Here is a 25,156-nt window from a genome sequence, read left to right as displayed (position 1 = left end):
CTGGAATTGGCGCATGAGGATCCATCGAACGCAAATTCGACGGGCGGATCGTGCGTGGGAGCGCCATTTTGCTTGCCAAAAGGCCACCGATAACAGTAAAGCCACTCCCGGCAAATGGACCCGGAGGGGTGCCCGCCAAAGGACCGGTTCCGGCCGGGGCACCGCCATATCGAAACGAAGGTTTGAACATGCAGGTAATCGAAACGCTCGCTGAAGGGCTGAAGCGCGAACTCAAGGTCGTCATTCCGGCCAAGGATATGGAAGCTCAGATGAACGAGCGCCTGGCAGATGCCAAGGATCGCGTTCGCATCAACGGGTTCCGTCCCGGCAAGGTTCCGGTCGCCCACCTGAAGAAGGTCTACGGCAAGTCGATCATGGCCGATCTCGTCAACGAGATCATTCGCGAGCGCCCGACGGCGATTCTGTCCGAGCGCGGCGAAAAGTCGGCCACCCAGCCGGAAATCGCCATGACCGAGGATCAGGCCGAGGCCGAGAAGATCCTGGCCGCCCAGGCGGATTTCGAGTTCACCCTGTCCTACGAGATCATCCCGGCCATCGAGCTGAAGGACGCTTCCGGCATCAAGGTCACCCGCGAAGTCGTCGAGATCGCCGACAAGGAAGTCGATGACCAGATCCTGAAGATCGCCGAGAGCGCCCGCACCTACGAAAGCAAGAAGGGCAAGGCCGAAAACGGCGACCGCGTCACCATGGACTACCTCGGCAAGGTCGACGGCGAAGCCTTCGACGGCGGCAAGGACGAGGACGCCGAGCTGGTGATCGGTTCCAACCGCTTCATCCCGGGCTTCGAGGACCAGCTGGTCGGTCTCAAGGCTGGTGACGAAAAGGTCATCACCGTGACCTTCCCGGCCGATTACCCGGCCGCCCATCTCGCCGGCAAGGAAGCCACCTTCGACATCAAGGTCAAGGACGTCGCCGCTCCGGCCGAGCTGAAGATCGACGACGAACTCGCCACGAAGCTCGGCCTCGAATCGGTCGATCGCCTGCGCGAAGTCGTTCGCGGCCAGATCGAGGGCCAGTTCGGTTCGGTCACCCGCCAGAAGGTCAAGCGCCAGATCCTCGACCAGCTGGACGAGATGTACAAGTTCGACACGCCGCAGCGCCTGGTCGACGCCGAGTTCGAGAACATCTGGCGCCAGATCAACACCGACCTGCAGCAGGCCGGCAAGACCTTCGCCGACGAGGACACGACCGAAGAGGAAGCCCGCGACGAGTACCGCAAGCTCGCCGAGCGTCGCGTCCGCCTCGGCCTCGTTCTCTCCGAGATCGGCGAGAAGGCCGGCGTAGAAGTGTCGGACGAGGAAATGCAGCGTTCGCTGTTTGAGCAGCTGCGCCAGTTCCCCGGCCAGGAAAAGCAGATCCTCGACTACTTCCGCAACACGCCGGGCGCGTCCGCATCGCTGCGCGCGCCGCTGTTCGAGGAAAAGGTCGTCGACCACCTGCTCGGCCAGGTTGCCGTGACGGACAAGACCGTCTCGAAGGAAGACCTGCTCGCCGACGACGAAGCCGAGGACGGCAAGTCCGAAGGCAAGAAGGCCGCTCCGAAGAAGAAGGCTGCCGCCAAGGCCGAGGCCGCTGAGGGCGAGGAAGCCGCTCCGAAGAAGAAGGCTCCGGCCAAGAAGAAGGCTGCGGACGAGAGCGCCGAGTAATCTCGAGCGATCGTGATGGAATTGGAAAGGCCGCCCGTCAGGGCGGCCTTTTCCTTTGTCGGGCTGGATAATTGTGGCGAACTGGAACGGGTCAGACCACCATGAAGTCCAGGTGCGTCAGCTCCAGGCCCGGTGACAGCGAGGCGAACTGCGTGCGCCCGCCGCTCTCATTGCCGTTGGAATCGTAGAACAGCCGGCCCGCATCGGTCTCGTAGATGATGTGGTCGGAGGCGTCCGCGGCCAGCCCGCTGGTGTTCGCCCGAAACGCGGATGCGGCCAGCACACCGGACCCGAGCGCGGCGAAGATGGCATTCTCCAACCGAATCGTGTCGCTCGGCACCGAGAAATCGGTGATTCTGTCCACATTCGCCGTCCCGTCGACCGCGGTGTTGAAAAGGAAGGTGTCCGCTCCGGCTCCGCCTGTCAGGAGGTCGTTTCCGCCAGCTCCGGAGATCAGGTCGTTGCCGCGGCCGCCGCTGATGTTGTTGGCGTCGGATCGTCCGTAGAGCTGGTCGCCGAATGCCGACCCCACGAGATTTTCGATATTGCGAAAGCTGTCGCCGGCTGCTTCACCGGCATTGAGCGCAGCATTCGCCAGGCTCGCTGTCACGCCCCGCGCGGCCTGGGCATAGGACGCCGTGTCGCGGCCGGCACCGCCGTCGAGCGTGTCGGCACCTGTACCGCCGATCAGCAGGTCGTCGCCGGCATCCCCCATCAGCCAGTCATCGGCTGCAAGGCCCCAGAGCTTGTCGTTGCCGTCGCCGGAGCGAAGGCGGTTGGCGCCATCCGATCCGGTCAGGGTGTCATTGCCGCCGCCCGAGATGGCGACTTCGACGCTGGAGAGGCTTATGCCGCCGCCACCTTGCGAAGGGGCGAACTCGCCCGTGTCGAGGTTGATGGAAGCATTGAATCCTGCAGTGGTCACCGCCGACGCGTCGAACGTGTCTGTGCCCGCGCCGCCGTTGAAGCTTTCGCCCGCGCCGCCGGTCCAACCGGCGGTGATGTAGAAGCGATCGTTCCCGTTGTTACCGAACGCGCGGTCGACACCGGATCCGCCCTGGATCGTGTCGTCATCGTCGCCGCCATAGAGCGTATCGTTGCCGGCCCCGCCGTCGAGCCGATCGGCACCGCCATTGCCGCGCAGCACGTTGGCAATGGCATTGCCGGTCATGGAGTCGTTGTTCGAGCCGCCATTGGCATTCTCGATCAGGGAGCGCGGATCCCCTTCGAACTGGAAGGCATTGAACACGTTGCCGCGGGCAAAGCCGTCGTTCGGCCCGCCACCCAGATAGGCGAGCTGGGCGGCCGAAAAGGTCGAGCTTGCACCGGGCTGCAGATTGATCCGTAGTGGTGTCGCGTAGTTGGAAAGGTCATAGGTATCAATGCCGTTTCCGTCCCAGATCGTCGAGAAAACCCGGTTGGCACCGGGCGCGATCGCCAGCTCGCCGTCGACATAAAAGTTGCCGCTCGACGGGTCCCAGGAATAGACGGTGTTACCACCATTGGCCGTGAAATCGGCGCCGTACATCGTCTGCAGGGCGAGTATGTCGGCCATCATGAATGTTTGCGGTGCGCCGAACGGTTCGTAGTCATAGCCATCGGTCGTGTCGCCGATGAAACTTGGATAGGTCATGACGCTGAATTCCAGCGAATTGTACGCCGCGGGCAGGGTGGTGTCGCCCGGGCCACCCGCCTCCTGGCCGTGTTTCAGGCCCAGTGCATGCCCAAGCTCATGCAACACGCCATGCCATCCATAGTTGCCGGCGATCGGAGTCTTGAAGCTGTTGGAGGTTCCGTCATAGGCATTGCCGTAGAACGCGTCGCCGCCATGCGGATCATTGTCGGGATAGAAGGCGTACGCGGTGGCGGCATCGCCAGAGTTTGCTGCTCGAATCGTCGCGCCGCCGGCGCCCGAGCCGGCATAGCTGATGTCCAGCTTGGTGAAGCCTTCCACGGACAGCCCGGTCGCACCGGCAAGCTGCGAATATTGCGTCGTGTCCAGGGCGGCATGGAAGGCGCGCCTTTGCGCAGCTGTCAGTTGCGAGAAGTCTTGAAACTGGGCGCTGACCCCGTTGGCATCATCATCAACCACGTAGCCGGAGGGGTAGTCGGACGGAGAATCGGTGTCGCTGTAGGTGATCGATGTCTCATTCCAGCGGACCCCGCTGAGTAGACCGTCGACAATTGCGTTGCCTGTAGAGGCCACCGACGTCGTCATGGACGCTGCGCCATTCTCCTGCGTGGCAGAGCGGTCGGCGGCGGGGCTTTGGTAAGCGGTAGCCTCCGACCAACCACCCACGCTGTGCGTTTCTGCGGTTCGGCCAATCGCCGTTTGCTGGAGCACTGGCGACAAGGCAGTCCCAAAGAGCGCCTGGATCGCCTGCGAAGGAAACGCCGTACCTTCGCTGTGGTATGCCAGGGCAGTCTTGAGCCAGGAATTCTCGGAAAGAGAGGCAATCGGATCGCTGTCCAGCGGTGTTTCCAAAAATATCGAGTGCAGTCGCGCTCTGGCGGTCATGATTCCTCCTTCGCCGCAGCACGCAGAACGACACTTGGCGGCGTTTGAACTTCACATATGTGTTGAGATTTGTGAGTGAGGCGGGGCGCTAGAACCAACGGCCCGGACTGATGATCCATCTCACTCTACACTATCGCTGCACCTCCAGCGCGATGGTCATCGTGATGCTCGAATTTCGCACACCTGGCGTCGTGCTTTGCTCCTCCGTTGTGAACACAGCGGTTTTGTGCGGTACAGTCTTGCCGCGTACTCCATCCCGACTGCTGCAACCAGATCAGAGGCTACGATAAATTAGGTGGGCCTACAATAAACCTATGCGTTTGGTTGGTCCGCGCCACAGCGTTCCTGCAGCGAAGCGGCGGGCATCCATTTCGCCGACCTACCTGCCAACCTCGGGCGGTCGCATGCCTGGCCGGCCGGCGGCAGGCGCGCGCCGCCGAGCGCAGTTGCGATTCAGCTGCCCGACCCAAGGCACTGCCTCAAGGAAGTTGCCATGGCGCGCATCAAGTCGATGTAGAGATTTGGGCCCGCCGCCAACGTCGCTCCTTCAGGATCGAGAACGCCCGACCTGGCCTGTGTTCCTTCCATCACGACATTGATCAATTTGGGCTCGAACTGCGGCTCGGCAAAGATGCAGCTGGCGCCGAGTTCGCTGACCTTCTGCCGGATCTGCGAGAGCCGCTCAGCGCCCGGCATCGTTTCGGGGCTGACCGTGATCGAGCCGACGGCACGCACGCCGTAGCGATGCTCGAAATATTGGTAGGCGTCGTGGAAGACGATGAACGGCTTGTCCTTCACTGGAGCGATTGTTTCGGCGACCTCCTTGTCGAGTGATGCGATGTTGGCATTCAGCGCCGACAGGTTTGCCTGATAGGTGACTGCATTCGCCGGATCCTGCGTCGAGAGCGTCTTTTCGATCGCTGCGGCCATGGCCATGGCGTTCATCGGATCCAGCCAAAGATGCGCATCGAAGCCGTCTTCGTGCGCATGCTCATGCCCACCAGGGTCTTCACCGGCGTGGTCGTCGGTCTCGAAGGCGCCACCCTCGCGGAACTTCAGTTTCGTCAGGCCCGGCGCATCTTCGAGTTCGACGATCGTCGCTCCGCTTGCCAAAGCCTGTAGCGGCTTTTCGAGGAAGGCTTCGAGACCATGCCCTACCCAGAACACGATGTCCGCGTCCTGTAGCGCTGCCGCATTGGACGGCTTCATCGAATAGGTATGGGGAGACGCGGCGCCCTCGACAATCAGCTTCGGTTCGCCGACGCCCTGCATGATCGAAGCGACGAGAGAATGGATCGGCTTGACGGAGACGACCACATTTGGGGTGTCCGCCCGCGCTGCACCCGCGGCCCCGAGGAACATGGCAGTCGAAAAGAGCAGAGCGGACGCAAGCCTCATCGGGAAGGTCTCCATTGAGTTATGTAATGTTATTACATTTGTTGCGTTATGGTATAACGTGTGCCATAGCAATAGGGCAACCCAATCTGCGGACGATTTCATGCTGCAAACCAACGTTCAAGCCACACCGCTGGTCGCCTTGTCCGGCGCCGGTATGAGCCGTCAGGGGCGATGGCTGGTGCGCGGGGTGGACTTTTCCATCTCCCGCGGCGAGATCGTCACCCTGATCGGACCGAACGGCTCGGGAAAGTCGACGACGGCCAAGCTGGCCATCGGGGTGGCCCGGCCTGACGAGGGGCAGGTGACACGTTTGCCGAACCTTCGCGTCGGCTATGTGCCGCAAAAGCTTGCGATCGACTGGACCATGCCACTAACGGTTGACCGTCTGATGACGCTGACCTCGTCGCTGCGTGGCCGCGAGATCGATGCCGCACTGGAGGCGACAGGCATTCGCCATCTCGCCCGGGCCGAAGTGCAGCACCTGTCCGGCGGGGAGTTCCAGCGCGCCCTGCTGGCGCGCGCGATCGCCCGCAAGCCGGACCTGCTGGTGCTGGACGAACCGGTGCAGGGAGTCGATTTCGCCGGCGAGATCGCGCTCTATGATCTGATCAAGACGATCCGCAACACCACCGGCTGCGGCATCCTGCTCATTTCCCACGATTTGCATGTCGTGATGGCCGAGACGGATACCGTCATCTGCCTCAATGGTCACGTCTGCTGCCGCGGCACGCCGGAAGCGGTGCGCGAGAGCCCGGAATATCTGCGCCTCTTCGGCGTGCGGGCCAGCCAGACGCTGGCTTTCTACAGTCATCATCACGATCACACCCATCTGCCGGACGGCCGCGTGCGGCACGCGGACGGCTCCGTCACCGACCATTGCCACCCCGGCGACGGCCACCATCACGAGGACGCCGGCGCCGCCGGACGCGCCGGACCGATGCGCATCGTGCACGCGCACGGGCCGGACTGCGGCTGCGGAGAGGATCATTCTAACCCCGCCGCAACGGGCGGGGACAATCTGCCGGAGCGGCGCGATGCTTGACGACTTCTTCACCCGCGCCCTGCTTGCCGGCATCGGCCTGGCGCTGACCACCGGCCCGCTCGGCTGTTTCGTCATCTGGCGGCGCATGGCCTATTTCGGCGACACGATGGCCCACTCGGCGCTGCTCGGCGTCGCGCTGTCGCTGCTCTTCCATCTGAACCTGACCGTCAGCGTCTTCGCCGTCGCCGCAACCGTGTCGGTGGTGCTGCTACTGCTGCAAAGGCGCGGGTCGCTGTCCACCGACGCGCTGCTCGGCATTCTCTCGCATGCGACGCTTGCGACCGGACTCGTCATCGTCTCGTTCATGACCTGGGTGCGGATCGATCTCGTCGGTTTCCTGTTCGGCGACATTCTCGCGGTGACGCCGGCGGATGTCAGCCTCGTCTGGGGCGGCGGCATTCTCGTTCTCTTCGCGATCATCTATCTCTGGCGGCCGCTGATCGCCTCGACGGTGAACCCGGAACTCGCCGCCGCCGAGGGACTGGAGCCGGAGCGGGCGCGGCTGGCCTTCATGCTGCTGATGGCCCTGGTGATCGCCATCGCCATGAAGATCGTCGGGATCCTGCTGATCACCGCGCTGCTGATCATCCCCGCCGCCACCGCGCGCCGCTTCGCCGCCAGCCCGGAGATCATGGCCATTCTCGCCTCGCTGCTCGGCGCCGTCGCAGTTGCCGGCGGACTGTTCGGTTCGTTGAAGTTCGACACGCCGTCCGGGCCGTCGATCGTCGTCGCGGCGCTTGCGGTCTTCCTCGCCAGCCTTCTGCCGTGGCGGCGCGGCGAACGCAGCGGCATTACCACGGCGCCAACCGGAGGGAGCGATCGATGACGACCCCGCAGCTGACCCGCAACCAGTCGCTCGTGCTCGACGCGCTCTGCCATTCCGAAGCGCCGCTCAGCGCCTACACGATCCTCGACAAGCTGCGCGACGACGGCTTCCGCGCCCCGCTGCAGGTCTACCGGGCCCTCGACAAGCTGCAGGAGTTCGGCCTCGTCCACCGGCTGGAGAGCATCAGCGCCTTCGTCGCCTGCGCCCATCCGCATCAGGGCTGCTGCGCGCACGGCCTGACCGCCTTCACCATCTGCGAAGCCTGCGGCAAGGTGACGGAGTTCCACGACCACCTGATCGAGGAGCGGCTTGCCGCCTTTGCCCGCGATCACGGCTTCAGGCCCGGCAAGGCCACCATCGAGGTTCGCGGCCACTGCACCGGCTGCGCCTGATGCGGAGCGTTCTTTCCGCGCCATGCCTCTCTTCGTGCACGCCTTTGTCCCAAAACCGGGTTCCCCATCGGAGACATGCATCGGCCGACGCGTCTCCTAGTCGAGCCGGCGCAGCTCGGCCTTGAAGCGCTTCCAGTTGCGGACGTAGCTCTCGGCCGACGTCTTCAGCCCCTCGATCGCGGCCTCGTCGAGCGTGCGCACGACGCGGGCGGGCGAGCCGACGATCAGCGAGTTGTCGGGAAACACCTTGCCTTCTGTCACCAGCGCACCGGCGCCGACGAGGCAGTTGTTGCCGATCACCGCGCCGTTCAGCACCGTCGCGCCCATGCCGATCAGCGAATTGTCGCCGATGGTGCAGCCGTGGATGATGGCGCCGTGGCCGATCGTGCAGCCTTCGCCGATCGTCACCGGCTTGCCGGGATCGGTGTGGATGACGGTGTTTTCCTGGATGTTGGTGCGGGCACCGAGCGTGATCGGCTCGTTGTCGCCGCGTAAGGTCGCGCCGAACCAGATGCCGACGTCCTCGCCGATCACCACCTTGCCGATCACCTGCGCGTCCGGCGCGATCCAGCAGCGGTCGTCGGCGGGCAGGGCGGGGACGTGGTTGCCGAGGGCGTAGAGCGGCATGGAAAACTCCTCAGGTCACGGAGCCTGGACCTTTTCCGCCGTACCCCCGATCGGCAGAGGGACTTGTTCGGCGCGGAGAAGGCGGGCGGCATTTGCAGTGCTAGTCCGATTCTGTCGGCGCACTCTAACATCCCCCAGCGGCACGCGGCCAAGCCTTGAAGGCGGCGAGGGTGGTTTTTCCGGCCCCCTTGCGCTATGAGCGGCGCGAAACCATTTTTCGGGCAGGACGGCAGCCGATGCGCGATGGCGCGGGCGGTCGCGGCAACGGCAACCATATCCACAACGGGCGCGGACGGACCATGTATCAGCAGGCACTCAGCACGGGGACGAAGATCTTCGCGACGGCGCCGATGATCGACTGGTCGGACCGGCATTATCGCCATTTCGCCCGGCAGCTGACGAAGAACGCGGTGCTGTACACCGAAATGATCGTCGCCGACGCGATTTTGCGCGGCAATCGCGACAAGCTCTTGGGCTACGACGCGGTTGAGCACCCGCTGGCGCTGCAGCTTGGCGGCAACGATCCGCAGAAGCTCGCGCAAGCCGGGCGGATCGGCGAAGACTTCGGCTATGACGAGATCAACCTCAACGTCGGCTGCCCGTCCGACCGGGTGCAGTCCGGCACCTTTGGGGCTTGCCTGATGCGCGAGCCGCAGCTGGTCGCCGACTGCATCGCGGCGATGAAGGCACAGGTAAAGATTCCGGTAACGGTGAAGTGCCGCATCGGCGTCGACGACCAGGACCCGGAGGTGGCGCTGCGCGACCTCGTTTCGCGCGTCAAGGCCGCCGGCGTCGACGCCGTCTGGGTCCATGCGCGCAAGGCCTGGCTGCAGGGGTTGTCGCCGAAGGAGAACCGCGACATCCCGCCGCTCGAGTATCGCCTGGTGCGGCGGCTGAAGGCGGAGAACGAAAATCTTTTCATCGGGTTGAACGGCGGTCTTCAGACGCTTTCTCAGGCGGTGGCCGAGATCGGCGTGCCGGGCGAGGGGCTGGATGGCGCCATGCTCGGCCGCGCCGCCTACCAGGACAGCGGCATGCTGGTCGGGGTGGATGCGGCGTTTGCACTGCCGGGCGGCGTTGGCCCCCTCTGCCCTGTCAGGGCATCTTCGCCACATGGGGAGCGGTCGGCGGGCGCTGTGCCGGCCGGGGATTGTGCCGCGGCCCTGACGGATCTCGATACGCCGGATGCAGCCCGCGCCGCACCCAATGCCGCCAACTCCGCCGCTGCGGCCGACCCCGCCTTCTGGGAGGGGGTGCGCGACGCGATGATGGACTACGCGGCGGGCGTGATCGGCGGCGGCGGGCGGCTGAACCATGTCACCCGCCACATGGTCGGCCTGTTCCAGGGGTTTCCCGGCGCACGCCGCTACCGGCAGATTCTGTCGGCCGACGCCACCAGGCCGGGGGCGGGGCCGGAGGTGATCGCAGCGGCGTTCGCGGCGGTGCTGGAGGCGGCCGCCGCCAAGGCCGCGGCCGAGTAGGGCGCAACACCGGCCACCGGCCAACCGGCGAGGGGAAGGCCCCCGAGAACACCGGCACGCCTTCCGGGCGGGCGGGGCAGGCTTGCGGGCAGGCCGCCGTTCAGCGCGGGCGCGATCCGTTTGGCGCGCATGAGGCGCAGCAGGTCCCGGTATTGCGCCAGGTCCCGGCCGGCAAAGGGCGGGCGCGCGACGGCGTCGCGCTGACGGCGCCGGGTGGAAAAGCGGTTGCGCAGGTTTCCCTGCCGCGGCAGCAGCGCCTGCACGAGGTCCATTGCCGCATCCTGCAACTCGCGATCGTCCGGGTCGCGGCTCGGCGGCTCGACCGGCGTCGATGGCGCGAAGGCGATGGTCTCGAGCAGCCGGAGCGTCTCCGCCAGCAGCGCCCGGTGGAGGGCCAGAAGGTCGGGCGCCGCCGCGCGCAGGCAGCCCGGCTGGCCGTCGCGCCCGACCATGACGCAGCCGCGCGCGCGGCGGCACGGCCGGCAGCGGCAGGCGTATTCGTGACAGAGCAGCAGGGTGCTGACGCAGCCCGCGACGAGCAGCCGGATGTCGTCGTCGAGGCGGCTGGCCGGCATTTGGGCCGGCGTGCCGGAAGATGCAGTCTGCATGGGCTTGCTCCTTTCCCTCTGTCCGCGTTGCCGGGCGGGTGCCGCGCCGCTCGACCGCCGCACCGCCGGCTTTTTCCCGGCTCGCGCCGGTGCGCGCACCGCGCATGCGCCTGCGGCCACGCCCGGCCTGCCGTCGTGGTTCCAAAAAGAATCTGCTTCGGACGGGGCGCTGGAAGCTGCCGCATCTGAAATGTGTGGGTGGCACCTTCCGGCGCCCCGTTCGGCGGTTTCTGCCCGCAAACGCGGTCCTCTGCCTCGCCCGCCCTTGAAGCGGACGCCGTGTGTGCCACCGCTCGGGCACGTCCGGTGCGCAACTCGGGTTTTTCTGCCCGCCGTCACCAGAGGGGACCAGTCTTGCAGGCCCGGATCATGAGGTTTCGCGTCTGTCCCCCACGCCCCGCGCCGTCCCCGCCTCGCCGCAACGCCTTGCGGTGTATCCGCGGCGGGATGAGGGGATTATGGCACGGGTGAAGGGGGCGGGGAAAATTTAGAGGGGAAACTAAGGAATGACCTACCGTGAAGTGAGCAATTTGTAAGCGACAATTACTTGATTTCTCAAAGCGAATAGAGATAGTTTCGGGATAAAATAGTCTTTGGTTGTTCAATATTCATGCGCATTGACCTTTCACCGCAAGTACGCGCTGATCGACTTTCCCTGAGGCGAAAAGGGGATACGCTTACAATTAATGATGAGCATTTTGACTTTGCTCCGCTTGGGGACGGTGAAATCCTGCCACGTGCGGCGATAAACAGCATTTGGTTAGCGTCGGACGTTAGACGTATTGACGGGCAGATTCATCTGACGATCATCTTACCGCTTGGGTATGATGCTCCCGAAAGCTCGCGCTTTCCTACTCCCATAGTCGACCCACCAGATGGAACGATCGAATTGCCACCCTACAGTGCCGAGTAGAGAAAGATGAAGAGCGGTGAAGGGGGGCCAAAGCTGCCTCAAAGAAAGACCTTGGCGGAAGCAGGTCTTGTACTGGATCGAGCCTGTGGCGCCGACGCTTTGCAATTGGAGCCGGAACTTGCATCTTTTGTGATGACATACATTGGGCATGTCAGCGAGTTGGACATGAAGCTGGAATGCGCGGCTCTCGTTGCAATTGGGGGCGGCGGCGCCTTTGCTGAGGCACGCGGCGCTGGAATGACAAACCTCGAACACCAACATCGGCGGAGCGGTATTTGGGCCGTCCTCCGCAGCAAGGCAGGTCTTTCAAACAGCGAAATTGAGAAGTTGTTCTCTGGGATAAATTTAGTTCGCGATCTACGCAACGAATTCGCTCACGGCCTTTGGTGGACGCATTCTGAAGTGTCTGACGCCCTCATACTCACCTCAACGCACCGCGAATTGCTGCGTTTTGGTGTGGGGCTGGATACGATGAGAAGCGAATCCGTGCGACGAGCGGCTTATGAGTTCGCAACCCGTTTGGCTTTTGGCGGTGTTCAGCTCCCACCTCAATTTGGTTCGGCTCTAGATGAACTTATGTCAAATCTGAAATCACCATGGGATGTTGCATTCTCAGCCCAAGCTCAGGCAGCGGGTGTGGAGGAGGCCGCCGAGCGAGAGAGGTGGTTCGAGCAGAATCCGCATCAGAACATTAATTGGTCGAAGGTTATCCGGGCGGGTGAAATGCCGGTTCCGACGAGGTCGGAGGTGCTGGCTATGGGTGGCGGTGTAAATTCAGAAGCGACTATTTGGGACGCTCAGTCGCTTCGCGAGGCAGTGTCATGTGCCCGCCATACCAAAGATAAGGCGCAGCTGTTAATCGATCAGTTAATTCAAGTTGTTCTGTAGAGCTTCACCGATAGACATGCGCGATATCGCAGCCGTGTAAGGCTACAGTATGTACCTCCGTCATGCCGGACGTGATCCGGCATCTAGCCACGGCGCGTCCGCGCCGTGAATGAAACCCTGGACAGTCACAGTAGAGAGTCGTTCGCGCAATGGACATCACACGCTGGATGCCGGATCAGGTCCGGCATGACGGAAGAAAACGGACGGCGTGGGACCGGCCATCGCCTTAGCCGCCCCGTCTTGCCGTTCCTCGTTGCCTTGCGTGCCTGCTGGGCCGGGTCCTCGTAGGAGCCGACGCCGACCTTGCCGCGGACGACGGTCAACAGATTCTTCGTCATGCCGGACCTGATCCGGCATCCAGCCACGGCGCGTCTGCGCCGTGGATAACTTCATGTCAATTTGCATTGGCGGACTGGGATGAGTCTTCTGCGCGATGGACATCGCGCGCTGGATGCCGGATCAGGTCCGGCATGACGGTGGTGGAGGGGGCACGCGGTAGTTGGCTCCCGGATCAGGTCCGGCATGACGGGAGGCGGCGCGGCCTGTCGGGCCGGGGAGGCGGTATTGGCCGGATCAGAGGCCGTGCAGGTGGTGGGTGATGTCGGCCCAGTCGGGGTTGGCGGCTTCGATCAGGTCGAGCTTCCATTTGCGCGGCCAGCTCTTGATGGCCTTTTCGCGGGCGATGGCGTCGGTGACGAGGTCGTGTTCCTCGAACCAGACCAGCGTCTTGACGCCGTAACGGCTGGTGAAGCCGGGCGTCAGGTCATGCTGGTGCTCGTAGAGGCGGCGTGGCAGGTCGGTGGTCACGCCGGTGTAGAGCGTGCCGTTGCGCTTCGAGGCGAGGATGTAGACGTAGCCCTTCATTGCGGGAGGATGCGGGTGAATTTGCGTCGATACAAGTGCGAGTTGTTGCGACGGTCAATATCGCTCCGTCATGCCGGACTTGATCCGGCATCCAGCCACGGCGCGTCCGCGCCGTGAATGAAGCCCTGGGCAATCACGAAAAAGGAGTCTCCTGCGCGATGGACATCGCGCGCTGGATGCCGGATCAAGTCCGGCAGGAGGTGCGGACCGGTGAGTGCGCCCCAAGGGCTACCGCCCCGGCCGGCCCGTCTTGCCCGTCGTCTTTGCCTTGCGCGCCTGCTCGGCCGGGTCCTCGTAGGAGCCGACGCCGACCTTGCCGCGGACGATGGGTTTTTCCGGGATTGCTCCCGCCACCGGCTTTTCGGTGCGGCCGACGGTCATCTCGTCGAGGGTGTTCTTGCGGAAAAGTGAAGTGCCGGTCGGGATTTCCGTGTCGGTGCCCGGGCCCATGTCGTCGAGCGATGGTTTCTTGAATAGTGAACCTGAGGATGACTTTGCCGAGGCCTTGCCCCCGCCGCGCTCCTGCGACAGTGCCTCCTCGCGGGCCATCGGGTCGTCCATGACCGCGAGCTCGGCGGCCTTGAGGCGCTTGATCTCGTCGCGGATGCGGGCGGCCTTTTCGAAATCGAGGTCGGCGGCGGCGTCGCGCATGGCTTTTTCCAGGGCGTCGAGATGGGCCTGCAGGTTGTTGCCGACGAGGTGGCCTTCCTCGGCAAAGCCCTTGCCGCCGACGCCGGAAATGTCGGCGCGGACGTGGTCGCGCTCGTAGACGCTGTCGAGGATGTCGGAGATTTTTGCCTTCACCGATTCCGGCGTGATGCCGTGCTCGGCATTGTAGACCATCTGCTTCTCGCGGCGGCGGGTGGTCTCCTCCATGGCGCGCTGCATCGAGCCGGTGATGTTGTCGGCATAGAGGATCACCTTGCCGTCGACGTTGCGGGCGGCGCGGCCGATCGTCTGGATCAGCGAGGTCTCGGAGCGCAGGAAACCTTCCTTGTCGGCGTCGAGGATGGCGACGAAGCCGCATTCGGGAATGTCGAGGCCCTCGCGCAGCAGGTTGATGCCGACCAGCACGTCGAAGGCGCCGAGGCGCAGATCGCGAATAATCTCGATGCGCTCCAGCGTGTCGATGTCAGAGTGCATGTAGCGGACGCGAACACCCTGCTCGTGCAGGTATTCGGTGAGGTCCTCGGCCATGCGCTTGGTCAGCACGGTGACGAGGGTGCGGTAGCCGGCCTGGGCGGTCTCGCGGATTTCGCCGAGGACGTCGTCGACCTGGGTTTTGGCCGACCTAACCTCCACTGGAGGGTCGATAAGCCCCGTCGGGCGAATAACCTGCTCGGCAAAAACGCCGCCGGCCTGCTCCATCTCCCAGCCGCCGGGGGTGGCGGAGACGGCGATCGTGTCCGGGCGCATCGCGTCCCATTCCTCGAAGCGCAAGGGGCGGTTGTCCATGCAGGAGGGCAGGCGGAAGCCGTATTCGGCCAGCGTCGCCTTGCGGCGGAAGTCGCCGCGGTACATGCCGCCGATCTGCGGGATGGTGACGTGGCTCTCGTCGATGAACACCAGTGCGTTGTCGGGGATGTATTCGAACATCGTCGGCGGCGGCTCGCCCGGCTTGCGGCCGGTGAGGTAGCGCGAATAGTTCTCGATGCCGGCGCAGGAGCCGGTCGCCTCCAGCATCTCCAGGTCGTAGCGGGTGCGCTGCTCAAGGCGCTGGGCTTCCAAGAGGCGGCCGGCCTTCTCCAGCTCCTCGAGGCGGAATTTTAGCTCCTCCTTGATCGACTTGATCGCGGCGTTCAGCGTCGGGCGCGGGGTGACGTAGTGCGAGTTGGCGTAGATCTTGACGGACTTCAGGTCGCCGGTCTTCTGGCCGGTCAGCGGGTCGAACTCGGTGATCGCGTCGATCTCGTCGCCGAACATCGAGATGCGCCAGGCGGCGTCTTCAAGGTGGGCCGGGAAGATCTCGATGGTGTCGCCGCGGACCCGGAACGAGCCGCGAACGAAGTTGATGTCCTGGCGCTTGTACTGCTGGGCGACGAGGTCGGCGAGCAGCTGGCGCTGGTCGAGGCGGTCGCCGACGGTCATCTGGAAGGTCATGGCGGTATAGGTCTCGACCGAGCCGATACCGTAGATGCAGGAGACCGAGGCGACGATGATGCAGTCGTCGCGCTCGAGGATGGCGCGCGTGGCGGCGTGGCGCATGCGGTCGATCTGCTCGTTGATCGACGAATCCTTCTCGATATAGGTGTCCGAGCGCGGCACGTAGGCCTCGGGCTGGTAGTAGTCGTAATAGGAGACGAAGTACTCGACGGCGTTGTCGGGGAAGAAATTCTTGAACTCGGAATAGAGCTGCGCGGCCAGCGTCTTGTTCGGCGCCAGGATCAGCGCCGGGCGCTGCGTCGCCTCGATCACCTTGGCCATGGTGAAGGTTTTGCCCGAGCCGGTGACGCCGAGCAGCACCTGCGAGCGTTCGCCGCTGCTCAGGCCCTCGACGAGGTCGTTGATGGCGGTCGGCTGGTCGCCGGCGGGCTGGTAGTCGGAGACCATGCGGATTTCGATGCCGCCCTCGGACTTTTCCGGCCGGGCCGGGCGGTGCGGCGTCCAGATCTCGCCGTTCTTGTGCAGCGGGTTGCCGGATTCGATCAGCTTGGAGAGCGCCTCGACGGTGGCGGTCACCGCGGAGGAGGCGTTCAGCGAGGAGGCATCCTCCAGGGCGACGTCGAGGCCGGCGACTGGGTTGAGGCCGGCGGCGGCGCGGGTCTTTGGGTCGGACGAGGCGCCGATCGAGACGCCGCGGGCGGTCTTTTGGGCGCTGACCTTGTCGGCTGCCTGCTTGCGGCCGCCGGTCGATTTCTCAAGCGCCACCTTCTCGGCGTGCTGGCGGGCGGCGTTCTCGACCTTCTTGCGGTGCTTGCCGGCCTTCGAGGCGACCTCGCGCTGGCTTTCCACCGCCGAGGCCTCGGCGTCGGCCTCGAGCTGCCGCACCCAGTCTGAGACGCTGCCGGAAAGCGGCGCGCCCTCGAAGTCGGACTGCGGGGCTTCCTCGAAACCATCAGGGGCGGGGGATTTCTTCGTCGATCTGGCCATGACCGGAATATGGAGAGAGTCAGCCGGAAAGGGAAGGGGGAATGAGTACAAACGGGCAACGAATTGGGCCGTGCAGATCGTTCATCGGCGGTCGTTGGGATGCGGATCGGTTCGCGCTGGGCCGCAGCACGGCTCGCTGCCCCCATGGCCGTCAACCATCTTTGTAATCTTCGCCAGGCCCGGCTTGTCATCTCGAAGTCGTGAGGGCTATCAGGTTTGCGATGTCGAGCAGCCATGGGCAGAAGCGCACAAGCTGCCGCCGTACGACTGAGGCATGGAATGAGCATTCGAACAGACAGCCGCGTCCTGTGGGTTGATGCCGCGCGGGGCGCCGGCATCGTTCTCGTTACCTTCGGGCATGTCTGGCGTGGTCTGGACGGGGCGGGGCTTATTTCGGACGCTCCGCTATTTCGATCCGTCGATGCGGCGATCTACCTGTTTCACATGCCGCTGTTCTTTTTCGTGTCGGGACTGTTTTTCGAGCAATCGGTGCGCCGGGCCGGGATCGTCCCGTCGCTTTGGCAGCGTGTCGAGACGCTGCTCTACCCACTCCTGATCTGGTCCTGGGTTACGGCTGGATTCCTGATACTTGCCGGATCGTTGACGAACCGTCCGCCGATCTCGTTGACGGAAGCGTTTCTCTACCCGTTCCCACCGAAGGATATTTTCTGGTTCCTCTGGTCGCTGTTCTTCATACAGACCCTGGCATCGTTGTTCGCCACCGGAAGGACGTTCCACGTGCTGGCGGTTTTCGCGGCCAGCTTTGCGTTGCTTCTGGCACTGGATATCTGGCCGTTCCCCCGACTGGAATTCGTGACCGACAACCTTTCCTTCTTTCTCGCAGGCGTCTTGCTCACGCGCAGCGGCAACATCCGCTTCGGCCTCGGGGCGGCTTCCGGTCCGGTGGCGCTCCTGGCATTCATCGCCTGCGAGGTGTGGGCGACCCACAACTGGTCGCTGCTCGGCACGGCGCCGGCCTACCTGTTCGGGCTGATTGCGACGCTCTCGTTCTGTTCCTTCATCGCCTGGGTCGCCGCGTTGGCACCCGTCTCGATCGTGACGCCCATGTCCTTCCTTGGGCGCGCGTCGATCGCCATCTACGTCACGCACGTGATCCCGCTCGCCGCCGTTCGCATCATTCTGGTGAAGCTTGGCATCGGTTCACTTCCTGTTCACATCCTGCTCGGTACGGTTGCAGGCGTTGTTCCGGGTGCCTTGATTTACCTGCTGCTGAAGAGGTGGGCTCTTCTCCGCTGGTTCGGCCTGGGTCGGGACAGAACAAAGGCTGCGGAACGACCTTCGCCGCCATCCGGTGAGCCGCGAGCGGCTTGACGGGATGGTCCGGCGAGCTAAGGAAGGGCTGCGCGCCGAACAAGGAATCGCCGATGCCATTTGGACTGAACCCTGCGGCCGTCTGGCCGATCGTCCTTCTCTGCCTGTCCAACGTCTTCATGACCTTCGCCTGGTACGGCCATCTCAAGGTCAAGTCGTCGCCGCTATATATCGTCGTTCTCGCCAGCTGGACGATCGCCTTCTTCGAGTATTGCCTGGCGGTGCCGGCGAACCGGATCGGCCACCAGGTCTATTCGGCGGCGCAGTTGAAGACGATCCAGGAGGTCATCACGCTCCTCATATTCGCCGGGTTTTCGGTGTTCTGGCTGAAAGAAAGCCTGAGCTGGAACCATTTGATCGGCTTCACGCTGATCGCGGCCGGTGCCGCCTTCGTGTTCAAAGCATAGGACCGGCGACGAGCGCGGCACATTCTGCTATAGCGGGTCGCTGACTGGGTGAGAGCAATGAGCATTTCTTTCGGCACAATGGCGGCGCGCCGCTTTGGTTACGGACTGAGGTCCGGCGAGGTGCCACCGCAAACCGTGGACGAACTGATCCAGCAGGTCAAACGGGGTGTGGGAGAGGTCAGTCCGTTCCCCTACGACGGCATCGCAGGCCGGCGCGCCAGTTTCCAGCAGTTTCGCCTTCTGGCCGAGACTGACAGGGAGGCGCGCAAGAACGGTACCGTCCGCAAGGTCGGCGGTCGGCCGGTCAATCTCTACCAGATCGGCCGGACTGCGGCGTTTCTGCGCGACCAGCATCTCAAGGTCCAGCATGTCGTCTCCTCGCCGAACGGCTTCTACGAACGGCTCGCGTCCTTCTGGAGCGACCATTTCGCCATCAGCGCCGTCAAGGCACCGAACATGCGATTCCTCGTGGCGCTCTATGAAGCCGAGGCGCTGCGACCCAACCTGGCGGGGTCATTCGAGCAGTTGCTTCGCGCCGCGGTGATGCACCCGGCGATGCTTATCTATCTCGACCAGTCAAAGTCGATCGGACCGAATTCGCCCTTTGGTACGAAAAAGGGCCGGGGTCTGAACGAGAATCTCGCCCGCGAACTGATCGAGCTGCACACCATGGGCGCGGGCAGCGGTTATACGCAGGACGACGTGCGCGCCGCCGCGTATGTCCTGACCGGGCTCGACTTCGAACCCTGGGTGTTCGAGACGCTCTATCGACCGAGCCGGGCAGAGCCTGGTGTCCATCATGTGCTGGGACGCGACTACGGCGGCGAGGTCAGGAGCCTCGATGACGTGAACGCGTTGCTGGCCGATCTGGCAGCAAAGCCGGAAACACGCAGACACATCTGCCGCAAGCTGGTCGCCCATTTCGTCACCGAGGATCCGCCCGTTGAGGTCGTACAGGCCATGGAGACGGCCTGGGAACGAAACGGCGGCAGTCTCGTCGAGGTCTATCGGGCGATGCTGGAGCATCCGCGCAGTTGGGAGCAGGACGGACAAAAGGCGCGGCAACCCTTTGATTTCGTCGTCGCCGGATTGCGAGCGCTCGATGTCCCGGTGGACGCGCTGGAACCACTGCCGGCGGCGGTCGATAAAACGGCGACCGTGGATGGATCGATGATTGCGCCGATGGAGTTGGAGATGGGCCAGCCTTTGGTCGCTCCAGCGGACGGGGCAGCGATGGCCGAAACAGACTTGATCGCCGCACCTACCGCCGACGGCAAGATTCCGATCCGCGCAAACCCGCTCACCGTCGGCGTATTGCAGATCCTTGGTCAGCCGCTCTGGCGACCGCCTAGTCCGGCTGGCTGGGACGAAAGTATTTCCACTTGGGTAACGGCAAGTCAGTTGGCCCAGCGCATTGCCTGGATCCGGCGTCTGGTGAAACGCTTTGGCGGGTCGAGCGACCCGCGAGCGCTGCTGCAGGCCGTGCTGGCCGATGCGGCCCGCGACGACACGATCCAGGTGGTGGCGGGCGCGCCGAGCAGGGACGCCGGTCTTTCGTTTGTACTGGCATCACCCGAATTCAACCGGCGCTAAGAACATCCAGCTGTAGAACGCTGCGGCGGCCCCGAAGGAGACGACAATGACGATCGAACTGAGCCGCCGCTCCTTCCTCGCGGGCGCTTGCTGCCTCGCCGCGTCGCCGCTTGCGACACCGGTGAGTTTTGCCGCGGTTCCGGGAGACAATAGACTGGTGACGATCGTGCTGCGCGGCGCGATGGACGGATTGGCGCTGGTGCAGCCGCACGGCGATCCGGCGCTTCTCCGCCTGCGGCCAAAACTCTCGCTGACGTCTGATCAGGGTCTTATCGATCTCGACGGCTTCTTCGGGCTGCATCCCTTTGCCGCAGAGCTGATGCCGCTCTGGCGCACGAACGAAGTCGGCTTCGTCCATGCGATTTCCACGCCCTACCGCTCCGGCCGCAGCCATTTCGACGGTCAGGACATGCTGGAAAGCGGCGGCGCCGCGGTGCAGGAGGAACGGACCGGCTGGCTGAACCGGGCCATCGCCACCATTCCGCGCAGTTCCGAGCGCAAGGCGATCGACGTCAACACCACGTCGGAACTCATCCTGACCGGCCCCAATCCGGTCGATGTCTGGTCGCCACGCGCCGATCTGGAATTCGGTCTCGATGAGCAGGCCTTCTTCCAGCGGCTCTACCGCAACGATCCGGCCTTTTCGACTGCGATGAGCGAGGCGGTGGAGGCCGACATGTTTTCCGATGTTATCTATGCCGGCGAGAAGCGGGGGACGGGTGTCGCCGACGTGGCGAAGCTGGCGGCCGGAATGCTGTCGGGCGAGCATCGAATCGCCAGCTTTTCCATCAACGGATGGGACACGCACGTCGGGCAGGACAAGACATTCAAGCGGCCGGTGACGGACTTGTGCACTGCCATTCTGACTCTGAAGGCGCAGCTGGCTCCGGCCATATGGCAAAAGACGGCTGTCCTGGCGATTACGGAATTCGGCCGCACGGCTCGGGAGAACGGTTCCAACGGCACCGACCATGGCACGGGCGGACTGGCGATCCTGGCCGGTGGCGCCGTCGCCGGCGGCAAGGTGCACGGCGTCTGGCCGACGCTGAAGGAAGGCAGCCTGCTGGATGATCGCGACCTTGCGCCGACGATGGACCTGCGCCAACTGGCGGCGGCGATGCTTTACCAGCAGTTCGGAATTCCGGCGCGTGACCTGGGGAAACAGATCTTTCCGGGCCTGTCGCTCGATACGGGCGCGAGCTTTCTGCACGGCTGACGCCGGCACGCCGCCGAAGGCCAGAAACCCGTTCGGCTTCGAGACCGCCGGGGCGAGCGGGGATCGGTGCACAAGTGCAGCGGCGGAATTACTCGGCCGGCACCGGCGTTGGATGGCCTTCGTGGTCGAGGGCAACCATGATGAAGGTTGCGGCCGTTACCTTGTCCAGTTCGCCGGTCAGATAGCGTCGCGCCCAGGCTTCCACCTGCAGCGTGATCGAGGTTCGCCCGACCGCGCTTATCTCCGTAAAGACGTTGATCGTGTCACCGATCTTGACCGGCAGCTGGAAGGCCATTTCCTTCACGGCCCGGGTGACGACGCGTCCGTGCGCCCGCTCGGCGGCGCGGATGCCTGCCGCGAGGTCCATCTGCGACATCACCCAGCCGCCGAAGATGTCGCCGGCGGCGTTTGCATCGGCCGGCATGGCGAGGGTACGAAGGGTCAATTGGCCGTGGGGATGTGCGGTTTCGGTCATCGCTGGTATCTCTCCTTCTGAGACTCAACCTCTTAGCCTACTCGCCCGCCGGTCGATATCTGTTTGCGCGACGGCGACGCCCTTTATCGTCCGTTGCGGTGAGAATATTGCCGGGCGGAGCGAATTCGTCTGGGACTTTAGTCGTAAGAGGGGCGGCCAGTCCCGTTTGTGACGTTGCTCCCGGACAGATGCCCTTCGCTCAATGACACCGGCGGCATTTTGGGTGCGGGCAGCGCTCTCTCGCCGCAGCCGGTTCGAATCGAGCGCTGTGACGACGGTGCCAATTGGACAGAAGGGTTTGAATCTTCAAATCTTTCTAACCCGGGGAGAAAATCGGCATTTCGATCAGCGGCACCTCCAGAATGGCGCAACGCGCGCTTCCGTGCCGGGAGAAATCGAGTGCGCGCTGACTGGACGACCTGCTTGCGCGCGGTGTCGGGCCGCGGATGACTGCCGGACTTGATAATCGTTAGTTCATGCTAATTTAACTGATCGCGGCCGAACGTCCCCGCAAAGCCGGCAGTAAGCAAAATCGGCGAGGGGGCTGCTTGTGAATAGACTTAGAATTTCATTCAGACTGTACCTGCTTGTGGCGTTGGCACTGGCCGTGTTTTCGGCCGTTTCCGTCTACAGCCTGTTTCATTATCAGGATGCCATGGTGGCTGAACGCAAGTCGAAACTGCGCGCCATGGACGAGAACCTCGTCAAACTGTTCGAGTATTATCATGGCCTGGAGACTACCGGGGCACTGACGGCGGAGGAGGCGCAGGCGCGCGCGAAGGATGCGGTAAGGGCATTGCGCTACGAGGGCAACGGCTACTTCTGGATCAACGACTACAATGCCGGCATCGTCATGCATCCGATCAAGCCGGAGCTCGACAACACCGACCAGTCCGGCATGAAGGACCCGACCGGAAAGTTCATCTTCCAGGAGTTCGCCAAGATCGCGAAGGCGCAGGGCGACGGCTTCGTCGACTACTACTGGCCGAAGCCGGGCGCGGACGAGCCGGTGCTGAAATATTCGCATGTCGCAGGATTCGCGCCCTGGGGCTGGGTGGTCGGAACGGGCGTCTACGCGGATGACCTGGCGGCGATGTTCCGCAGCAATGCGGTCTCGATGGCCGGCATGCTGGCGCTTGGAGCGGCGGCGATCGTGCTGGTCGCATTTGCAATCGTGCGCAGCGTCGTGCGGCCAATCGCACGGCTGAAGGCTGCGATGCAGGCGATCGCCGAGGAGGACGTGTCCAGCGACGTGCCGGAAACGGGTCGGCGCGACGAGATCGGAGAGATGGCCAAGGTGGTGTCGGTGTTGCGCGATACCGTTCGCGAGCGCGCCGAGTTGCGCATCCGCGAAGGCGAGCAGCAGCGGCACCTCGATGCCGAGCGCAGCGAAGTGGAGCGCCGCCAGAAAGATGTCAGTCAAACGCAGGCCGACGCGATGGAAACGGTCGGGGCGGCCCTGGAGCGGCTGGCGAGCGGCGACCTTTCCGCCACCATCGGTGCCATTTCGCCGGAATACGCCAAGCTCCGGGACGACTTCAACCAGGCGGCGCGGGCGCTCGACGAAGTGATCGGCGCGATCGCCCATTCAACCGATGTCGTGCATGGCAGCGCCGGCGGGATCGCGGAGGCGGCGGGCAACCTTTCTCACCGCACCGAACAGCAGGCGGCGTCGCTGGAGGAAACGGCGGCCGCACTCGACGAGATCACCGCCGCCGTCCGCAGCGCGTCCGACAGGGCCGGCGAGGCGAGCCGGATGGTCGCGCAGACAAAGGAAAGTGCGGGGCGTTCGGGTGCGATCGTTCGGGATGCCGTCTCGGCCATGGGACGGATCGAGGAGGCATCCAACCGGATTGGACAGATTATCGGCGTGATCGACGAGATCGCCTTCCAGACCAACCTGCTGGCGCTGAACGCCGGTGTCGAAGCTGCCCGCGCCGGCGAGGCGGGCAGGGGCTTTGCGGTCGTGGCGCAGGAGGTGCGCGAACTGGCGCAGCGTTCGGCCAATGCCGCCAAGGAGATCAAGGGGTTGATCAGCAATTCGGCGACGGAGGTCGGCAATGGCGTGGCGCTCGTGCGGTCGACCGGCGAGGCCCTCACCGAGATCGAGCAACTGGTCAATCAGGTGAACGACCAAGTGCAATCGATCGCCACGGCCGCACGCGAGCAGGCGGTCGGCCTCGCCGAGGTCAACACGGCCGTCAACCAGATGGACCAGATGACCCAGCAGAACGCGGCAATGGTGGAGGAAACGAACGCCGCCGGCCAGACGCTGACGCAGGAGAGCAACCAGTTGAGGGCGCTGCTGCAAAACTTCCAGCTTTCCTCGCAGCCGGCGATGCGGCGGGCGCGGGCGGCCTGAGACAATAAAAGGACGATCGGAGAGGGCTTGCCCCGGCGTCTACGCCGGGGCTTTTTTCTTGCTTTCCCGGAAAGCCCCACCGATCCCGGCGGGGCGCTGCGAAACCGTTCATTTACCTTATCGACCTAATCTTTTCTTGTTTTGCAGCGGCCTGGCCCTGCCGGCATCCGTTCGCAGATTTCCTCCCGAATGCGAACACATGGGCATCGCACCATGCCGGGATACGCACGCGGGAACGGTCATGAGTATTGCGTCTGTCTTTTGCTCCCGGATGCCGATGGTCGTGCTGACGGCGATGGTCGTGGCCGGCTGTTCCGGCGATCTGTTGCCGTCGGCCAGCATTGACGGCGAGAACACGGTCAATGCCATCAGGCCGAGCCAGGATGTCGGCCAGGGGCGGGCCATGCGCGCCGCCAGTTCGAACTCTACCGGCTATCCGGCCGGCGATGCGCCGCTCACGACGGCGGGCGGAAACGCTTATCCGGTGGAAGCCGGTCCCGTGGCCTCGCAGTCGGACGGCAGGCTGCAGATGATCGACAGCGACGAAGCGCTCGGTGCGTCGCAAGCGTCCGCAGCGGGGGGAACGCTGCGCCTGCCGGACGAAGGCGTGAACATGGACGCCGGCCTCGGGGTGCAGCCGATACAGGGCTTGGCCGAGGCGCAGGCCGCAGAGATCGCCGAAGGCAACGCCACCCAAGTGGTGGTCGACGGTATCGGAACGGACGCGCCGCAACAGCTTGGCCGACCGGTATCGATGCCGATGACGGAGGGGGCCACCGAGGTCGGGCGTTCGGCGCCGGGCAGACGTGCCGCGCCGGTTGAAGAGGAACAGAAGGTCGCCTTTATCCCGCGGTTCAACGATCCGATGGCGGTGCCGGAGGTGCATGGCGGCATGCCGGCCTCCGAAAAAGCCTGTCGGCAGCGGCTGCAGCGGCTGGGGGTGCAGTTCCGGGACATTCCGACGATCTCGAAAAACCGCTCCTGCGGCATTCCTTATCCGATCGAACTGCAGGGGCTCTCCGGTGGGATCCAGATCCGGCCGGCGGCGCAGGTGAACTGTCAGATCACCGAAGCCTTCGCCAAGTGGGTGAAGAACGAACTCGCGCCGTCGGCGCGCCTGCGCTATCTCTCCGGCGTGCGGTCGATCCACCAGATGTCGTCCTATTCCTGCCGGACGATGAACTCGCAGAGCGGTGCGGCGATGTCGGAACACGCCAAGGGCAACGCGATCGACGTCGGCAAGATCGTGCTGAACAACGGCAAGGAGATCCTGATCCGCAAGAAGGGCTTCTTTGCCTTCCGCGAAAAGGGTCTGTTGAAGGCGGTGCGCACCGACAGTTGCAAGTACTTCACCACCGTGCTCGGCCCCGGCAGCGACCGTTTCCACAAGGACCATTTCCACTTCGACCTGCGGATGCGCAAATCCGGCTATCGGCATTGCAGCCTGTAGGCGCATA

Annotated in this window: 20 protein-coding genes; 12 read left to right on the top strand and 8 right to left on the bottom strand. The window is 64.0% G+C overall.

Going from position 1 to position 25,156, the window contains the following annotated elements:
• The first annotated feature begins 188 nt into the window (after positions 1 to 188).
• Positions 189 to 1,667: a trigger factor gene (gene tig, locus J2Y48_RS19170; protein ID WP_310421165.1), complete on the top strand. Its 1,479-nt coding sequence runs from the start codon at positions 189 to 191 to the stop codon at positions 1,665 to 1,667.
• 91 nt (positions 1,668 to 1,758) lie between these two features.
• Here the strand turns inward: tig and J2Y48_RS19165 are convergent, their stop codons facing one another.
• Positions 1,759 to 4,185, bottom strand: coding sequence for a M10 family metallopeptidase C-terminal domain-containing protein (locus tag J2Y48_RS19165; RefSeq protein ID WP_310421163.1), 2,427 nt, complete (start codon positions 4,183 to 4,185; stop codon positions 1,759 to 1,761).
• A gap of 453 nt (positions 4,186 to 4,638) precedes the next feature.
• The gene (locus J2Y48_RS19160) at positions 4,639 to 5,583 is read right to left on the bottom strand and encodes a metal ABC transporter solute-binding protein, Zn/Mn family (protein ID WP_310421161.1); all 945 of its coding nucleotides are present in this window, start codon (positions 5,581 to 5,583) and stop codon (positions 4,639 to 4,641) included.
• A 100-nt stretch (positions 5,584 to 5,683) separates the two neighbouring features.
• Here J2Y48_RS19160 and J2Y48_RS19155 point away from each other — a divergent pair, with 100 nt between their 5' ends.
• Genes J2Y48_RS19155 through J2Y48_RS19145 form a run of 3 tightly spaced genes read left to right on the top strand, consistent with a single transcriptional unit; the run spans position 5,684 to position 7,843 of the window.
• Positions 5,684 to 6,625 (top strand): metal ABC transporter ATP-binding protein, encoded by a 942-nt coding sequence (locus J2Y48_RS19155; RefSeq protein ID WP_310421159.1) that lies wholly within the window; start codon positions 5,684 to 5,686, stop codon positions 6,623 to 6,625.
• Positions 6,618 to 7,451, top strand: coding sequence for a metal ABC transporter permease (locus J2Y48_RS19150; protein WP_310421157.1), 834 nt, complete (start codon positions 6,618 to 6,620; stop codon positions 7,449 to 7,451). The genes J2Y48_RS19155 and J2Y48_RS19150 overlap by 8 nt, the downstream gene beginning before the upstream one ends.
• A complete protein-coding gene (locus J2Y48_RS19145) occupies positions 7,448 to 7,843 on the top strand; it encodes a Fur family transcriptional regulator (protein ID WP_310421155.1) in 396 nt (131 codons plus the stop codon). Before J2Y48_RS19150 ends, J2Y48_RS19145 begins: the two co-directional genes overlap by 4 nt.
• A 96-nt stretch (positions 7,844 to 7,939) precedes the next feature.
• Here the strand turns inward: J2Y48_RS19145 and J2Y48_RS19140 are convergent, their stop codons facing one another.
• Positions 7,940 to 8,470 carry a gamma carbonic anhydrase family protein gene (locus J2Y48_RS19140; protein ID WP_310421153.1) on the bottom strand — a complete coding sequence of 177 codons (531 nt, stop codon included), beginning with the start codon at positions 8,468 to 8,470 and terminating at the stop codon, positions 7,940 to 7,942.
• A gap of 299 nt (positions 8,471 to 8,769) precedes the next feature.
• Here J2Y48_RS19140 and dusA point away from each other — a divergent pair, with 299 nt between their 5' ends.
• Positions 8,770 to 9,951: a tRNA dihydrouridine(20/20a) synthase DusA gene (dusA, locus tag J2Y48_RS19135; protein ID WP_310421270.1), complete on the top strand. Its 1,182-nt coding sequence runs from the start codon at positions 8,770 to 8,772 to the stop codon at positions 9,949 to 9,951.
• On the opposite strand, the gene J2Y48_RS19130 is transcribed toward dusA, so the two are convergent.
• The gene (locus J2Y48_RS19130) at positions 9,837 to 10,559 is read right to left on the bottom strand and encodes a hypothetical protein (protein ID WP_310421151.1); all 723 of its coding nucleotides are present in this window, start codon (positions 10,557 to 10,559) and stop codon (positions 9,837 to 9,839) included. The two genes, dusA and J2Y48_RS19130, sit on opposite strands and share 115 nt — an antisense overlap.
• 919 nt (positions 10,560 to 11,478) lie before the next feature.
• Here J2Y48_RS19130 and J2Y48_RS19125 point away from each other — a divergent pair.
• Positions 11,479 to 12,360, top strand: a complete 882-nt coding sequence (locus J2Y48_RS19125) for a hypothetical protein (protein WP_310421149.1) — start codon at positions 11,479 to 11,481, stop codon at positions 12,358 to 12,360.
• A 125-nt stretch (positions 12,361 to 12,485) separates the two neighbouring features.
• On the opposite strand, the gene J2Y48_RS19120 is transcribed toward J2Y48_RS19125, so the two are convergent.
• The 3 genes from J2Y48_RS19120 to uvrB all read right to left on the bottom strand — a co-directional run bounded on the left by J2Y48_RS19120 (position 12,486) and on the right by uvrB (position 16,314).
• Positions 12,486 to 12,698: a hypothetical protein gene (locus J2Y48_RS19120; protein ID WP_310421147.1), complete on the bottom strand. Its 213-nt coding sequence runs from the start codon at positions 12,696 to 12,698 to the stop codon at positions 12,486 to 12,488.
• Positions 12,699 to 12,933: 235 nt separating this feature from the next.
• Positions 12,934 to 13,224: a GIY-YIG nuclease family protein gene (locus J2Y48_RS19115; protein ID WP_310421145.1), complete on the bottom strand. Its 291-nt coding sequence runs from the start codon at positions 13,222 to 13,224 to the stop codon at positions 12,934 to 12,936.
• Between the two features lie 228 nt (positions 13,225 to 13,452).
• The gene (gene uvrB, locus J2Y48_RS19110; protein WP_310421143.1) at positions 13,453 to 16,314 is read right to left on the bottom strand and encodes an excinuclease ABC subunit UvrB; all 2,862 of its coding nucleotides are present in this window, start codon (positions 16,312 to 16,314) and stop codon (positions 13,453 to 13,455) included.
• A 279-nt stretch (positions 16,315 to 16,593) separates the two neighbouring features.
• Between uvrB and J2Y48_RS19105 the strand changes: the two genes are divergently transcribed.
• From J2Y48_RS19105 to J2Y48_RS19090, 4 genes are read left to right on the top strand one after another with little or no spacing between them, the layout of a single operon-like run.
• The gene (locus J2Y48_RS19105) at positions 16,594 to 17,646 is read left to right on the top strand and encodes an acyltransferase family protein (protein WP_310421141.1); all 1,053 of its coding nucleotides are present in this window, start codon (positions 16,594 to 16,596) and stop codon (positions 17,644 to 17,646) included.
• A gap of 53 nt (positions 17,647 to 17,699) precedes the next feature.
• Positions 17,700 to 18,053 (top strand): DMT family protein, encoded by a 354-nt coding sequence (locus J2Y48_RS19100; protein WP_310421139.1) that lies wholly within the window; start codon positions 17,700 to 17,702, stop codon positions 18,051 to 18,053.
• Positions 18,054 to 18,110: 57 nt separating this feature from the next.
• Positions 18,111 to 19,646 carry a DUF1800 domain-containing protein gene (locus J2Y48_RS19095; RefSeq protein ID WP_310421137.1) on the top strand — a complete coding sequence of 512 codons (1,536 nt, stop codon included), beginning with the start codon at positions 18,111 to 18,113 and terminating at the stop codon, positions 19,644 to 19,646.
• A 46-nt stretch (positions 19,647 to 19,692) separates the two neighbouring features.
• A complete protein-coding gene (locus tag J2Y48_RS19090; protein ID WP_310421135.1) occupies positions 19,693 to 20,862 on the top strand; it encodes a DUF1501 domain-containing protein in 1,170 nt (389 codons plus the stop codon).
• A gap of 88 nt (positions 20,863 to 20,950) precedes the next feature.
• Here the strand turns inward: J2Y48_RS19090 and J2Y48_RS19085 are convergent, their stop codons facing one another.
• A complete protein-coding gene (locus J2Y48_RS19085) occupies positions 20,951 to 21,337 on the bottom strand; it encodes an acyl-CoA thioesterase (RefSeq protein WP_310421133.1) in 387 nt (128 codons plus the stop codon).
• A gap of 550 nt (positions 21,338 to 21,887) precedes the next feature.
• Between J2Y48_RS19085 and J2Y48_RS19080 the strand changes: the two genes are divergently transcribed.
• Both J2Y48_RS19080 and J2Y48_RS19075 read left to right on the top strand, forming a co-directional pair.
• On the top strand, positions 21,888 to 23,699 hold the full coding sequence (locus J2Y48_RS19080) for a methyl-accepting chemotaxis protein (RefSeq protein WP_310421132.1): 1,812 nt from the start codon (positions 21,888 to 21,890) through the stop codon (positions 23,697 to 23,699).
• Between the two features lie 241 nt (positions 23,700 to 23,940).
• A complete protein-coding gene (locus J2Y48_RS19075) occupies positions 23,941 to 25,149 on the top strand; it encodes an extensin family protein (protein WP_310421130.1) in 1,209 nt (402 codons plus the stop codon).
• The last annotated feature ends 7 nt before the right edge of the window (positions 25,150 to 25,156 follow it).

The organism is Mycoplana sp. BE70 (genome assembly GCF_031455855.1).
Classification (GTDB): domain Bacteria; phylum Pseudomonadota; class Alphaproteobacteria; order Rhizobiales; family Rhizobiaceae; genus Mycoplana.
This window is presented reverse-complemented; position numbering and strand designations above follow the sequence as displayed.

Bases quoted from the DNA above. Each gene is read 5' to 3' on its own strand.
- J2Y48_RS19090 (WP_310421135.1), top strand. From the start codon at position 19,693: ATGACGATCGAACTGAGCCGCCGCTCCTTCCTCGCGGGCGCTTGCTGC.
- J2Y48_RS19165 (WP_310421163.1), bottom strand. From the start codon at position 4,185: ATGACCGCCAGAGCGCGACTGCACTCGATATTTTTGGAAACACCGCTG.
- dusA (WP_310421270.1), top strand. From the start codon at position 8,770: ATGTATCAGCAGGCACTCAGCACGGGGACGAAGATCTTCGCGACGGCG.
- J2Y48_RS19130 (WP_310421151.1), bottom strand. From the start codon at position 10,559: ATGCAGACTGCATCTTCCGGCACGCCGGCCCAAATGCCGGCCAGCCGC.
- J2Y48_RS19145 (WP_310421155.1), top strand. From the start codon at position 7,448: ATGACGACCCCGCAGCTGACCCGCAACCAGTCGCTCGTGCTCGACGCG.
- J2Y48_RS19160 (WP_310421161.1), bottom strand. From the start codon at position 5,583: ATGAGGCTTGCGTCCGCTCTGCTCTTTTCGACTGCCATGTTCCTCGGG.
- J2Y48_RS19120 (WP_310421147.1), bottom strand. From the start codon at position 12,698: ATGACGAAGAATCTGTTGACCGTCGTCCGCGGCAAGGTCGGCGTCGGC.
- J2Y48_RS19115 (WP_310421145.1), bottom strand. From the start codon at position 13,224: ATGAAGGGCTACGTCTACATCCTCGCCTCGAAGCGCAACGGCACGCTC.
- J2Y48_RS19105 (WP_310421141.1), top strand. From the start codon at position 16,594: ATGAGCATTCGAACAGACAGCCGCGTCCTGTGGGTTGATGCCGCGCGG.
- tig (WP_310421165.1), top strand. From the start codon at position 189: ATGCAGGTAATCGAAACGCTCGCTGAAGGGCTGAAGCGCGAACTCAAG.
- J2Y48_RS19155 (WP_310421159.1), top strand. From the start codon at position 5,684: ATGCTGCAAACCAACGTTCAAGCCACACCGCTGGTCGCCTTGTCCGGC.
- J2Y48_RS19085 (WP_310421133.1), bottom strand. From the start codon at position 21,337: ATGACCGAAACCGCACATCCCCACGGCCAATTGACCCTTCGTACCCTC.
- J2Y48_RS19095 (WP_310421137.1), top strand. From the start codon at position 18,111: ATGAGCATTTCTTTCGGCACAATGGCGGCGCGCCGCTTTGGTTACGGA.
- J2Y48_RS19125 (WP_310421149.1), top strand. From the start codon at position 11,479: ATGAAGAGCGGTGAAGGGGGGCCAAAGCTGCCTCAAAGAAAGACCTTG.
- J2Y48_RS19140 (WP_310421153.1), bottom strand. From the start codon at position 8,470: ATGCCGCTCTACGCCCTCGGCAACCACGTCCCCGCCCTGCCCGCCGAC.
- uvrB (WP_310421143.1), bottom strand. From the start codon at position 16,314: ATGGCCAGATCGACGAAGAAATCCCCCGCCCCTGATGGTTTCGAGGAA.
- J2Y48_RS19100 (WP_310421139.1), top strand. From the start codon at position 17,700: ATGCCATTTGGACTGAACCCTGCGGCCGTCTGGCCGATCGTCCTTCTC.
- J2Y48_RS19150 (WP_310421157.1), top strand. From the start codon at position 6,618: ATGCTTGACGACTTCTTCACCCGCGCCCTGCTTGCCGGCATCGGCCTG.
- J2Y48_RS19075 (WP_310421130.1), top strand. From the start codon at position 23,941: ATGAGTATTGCGTCTGTCTTTTGCTCCCGGATGCCGATGGTCGTGCTG.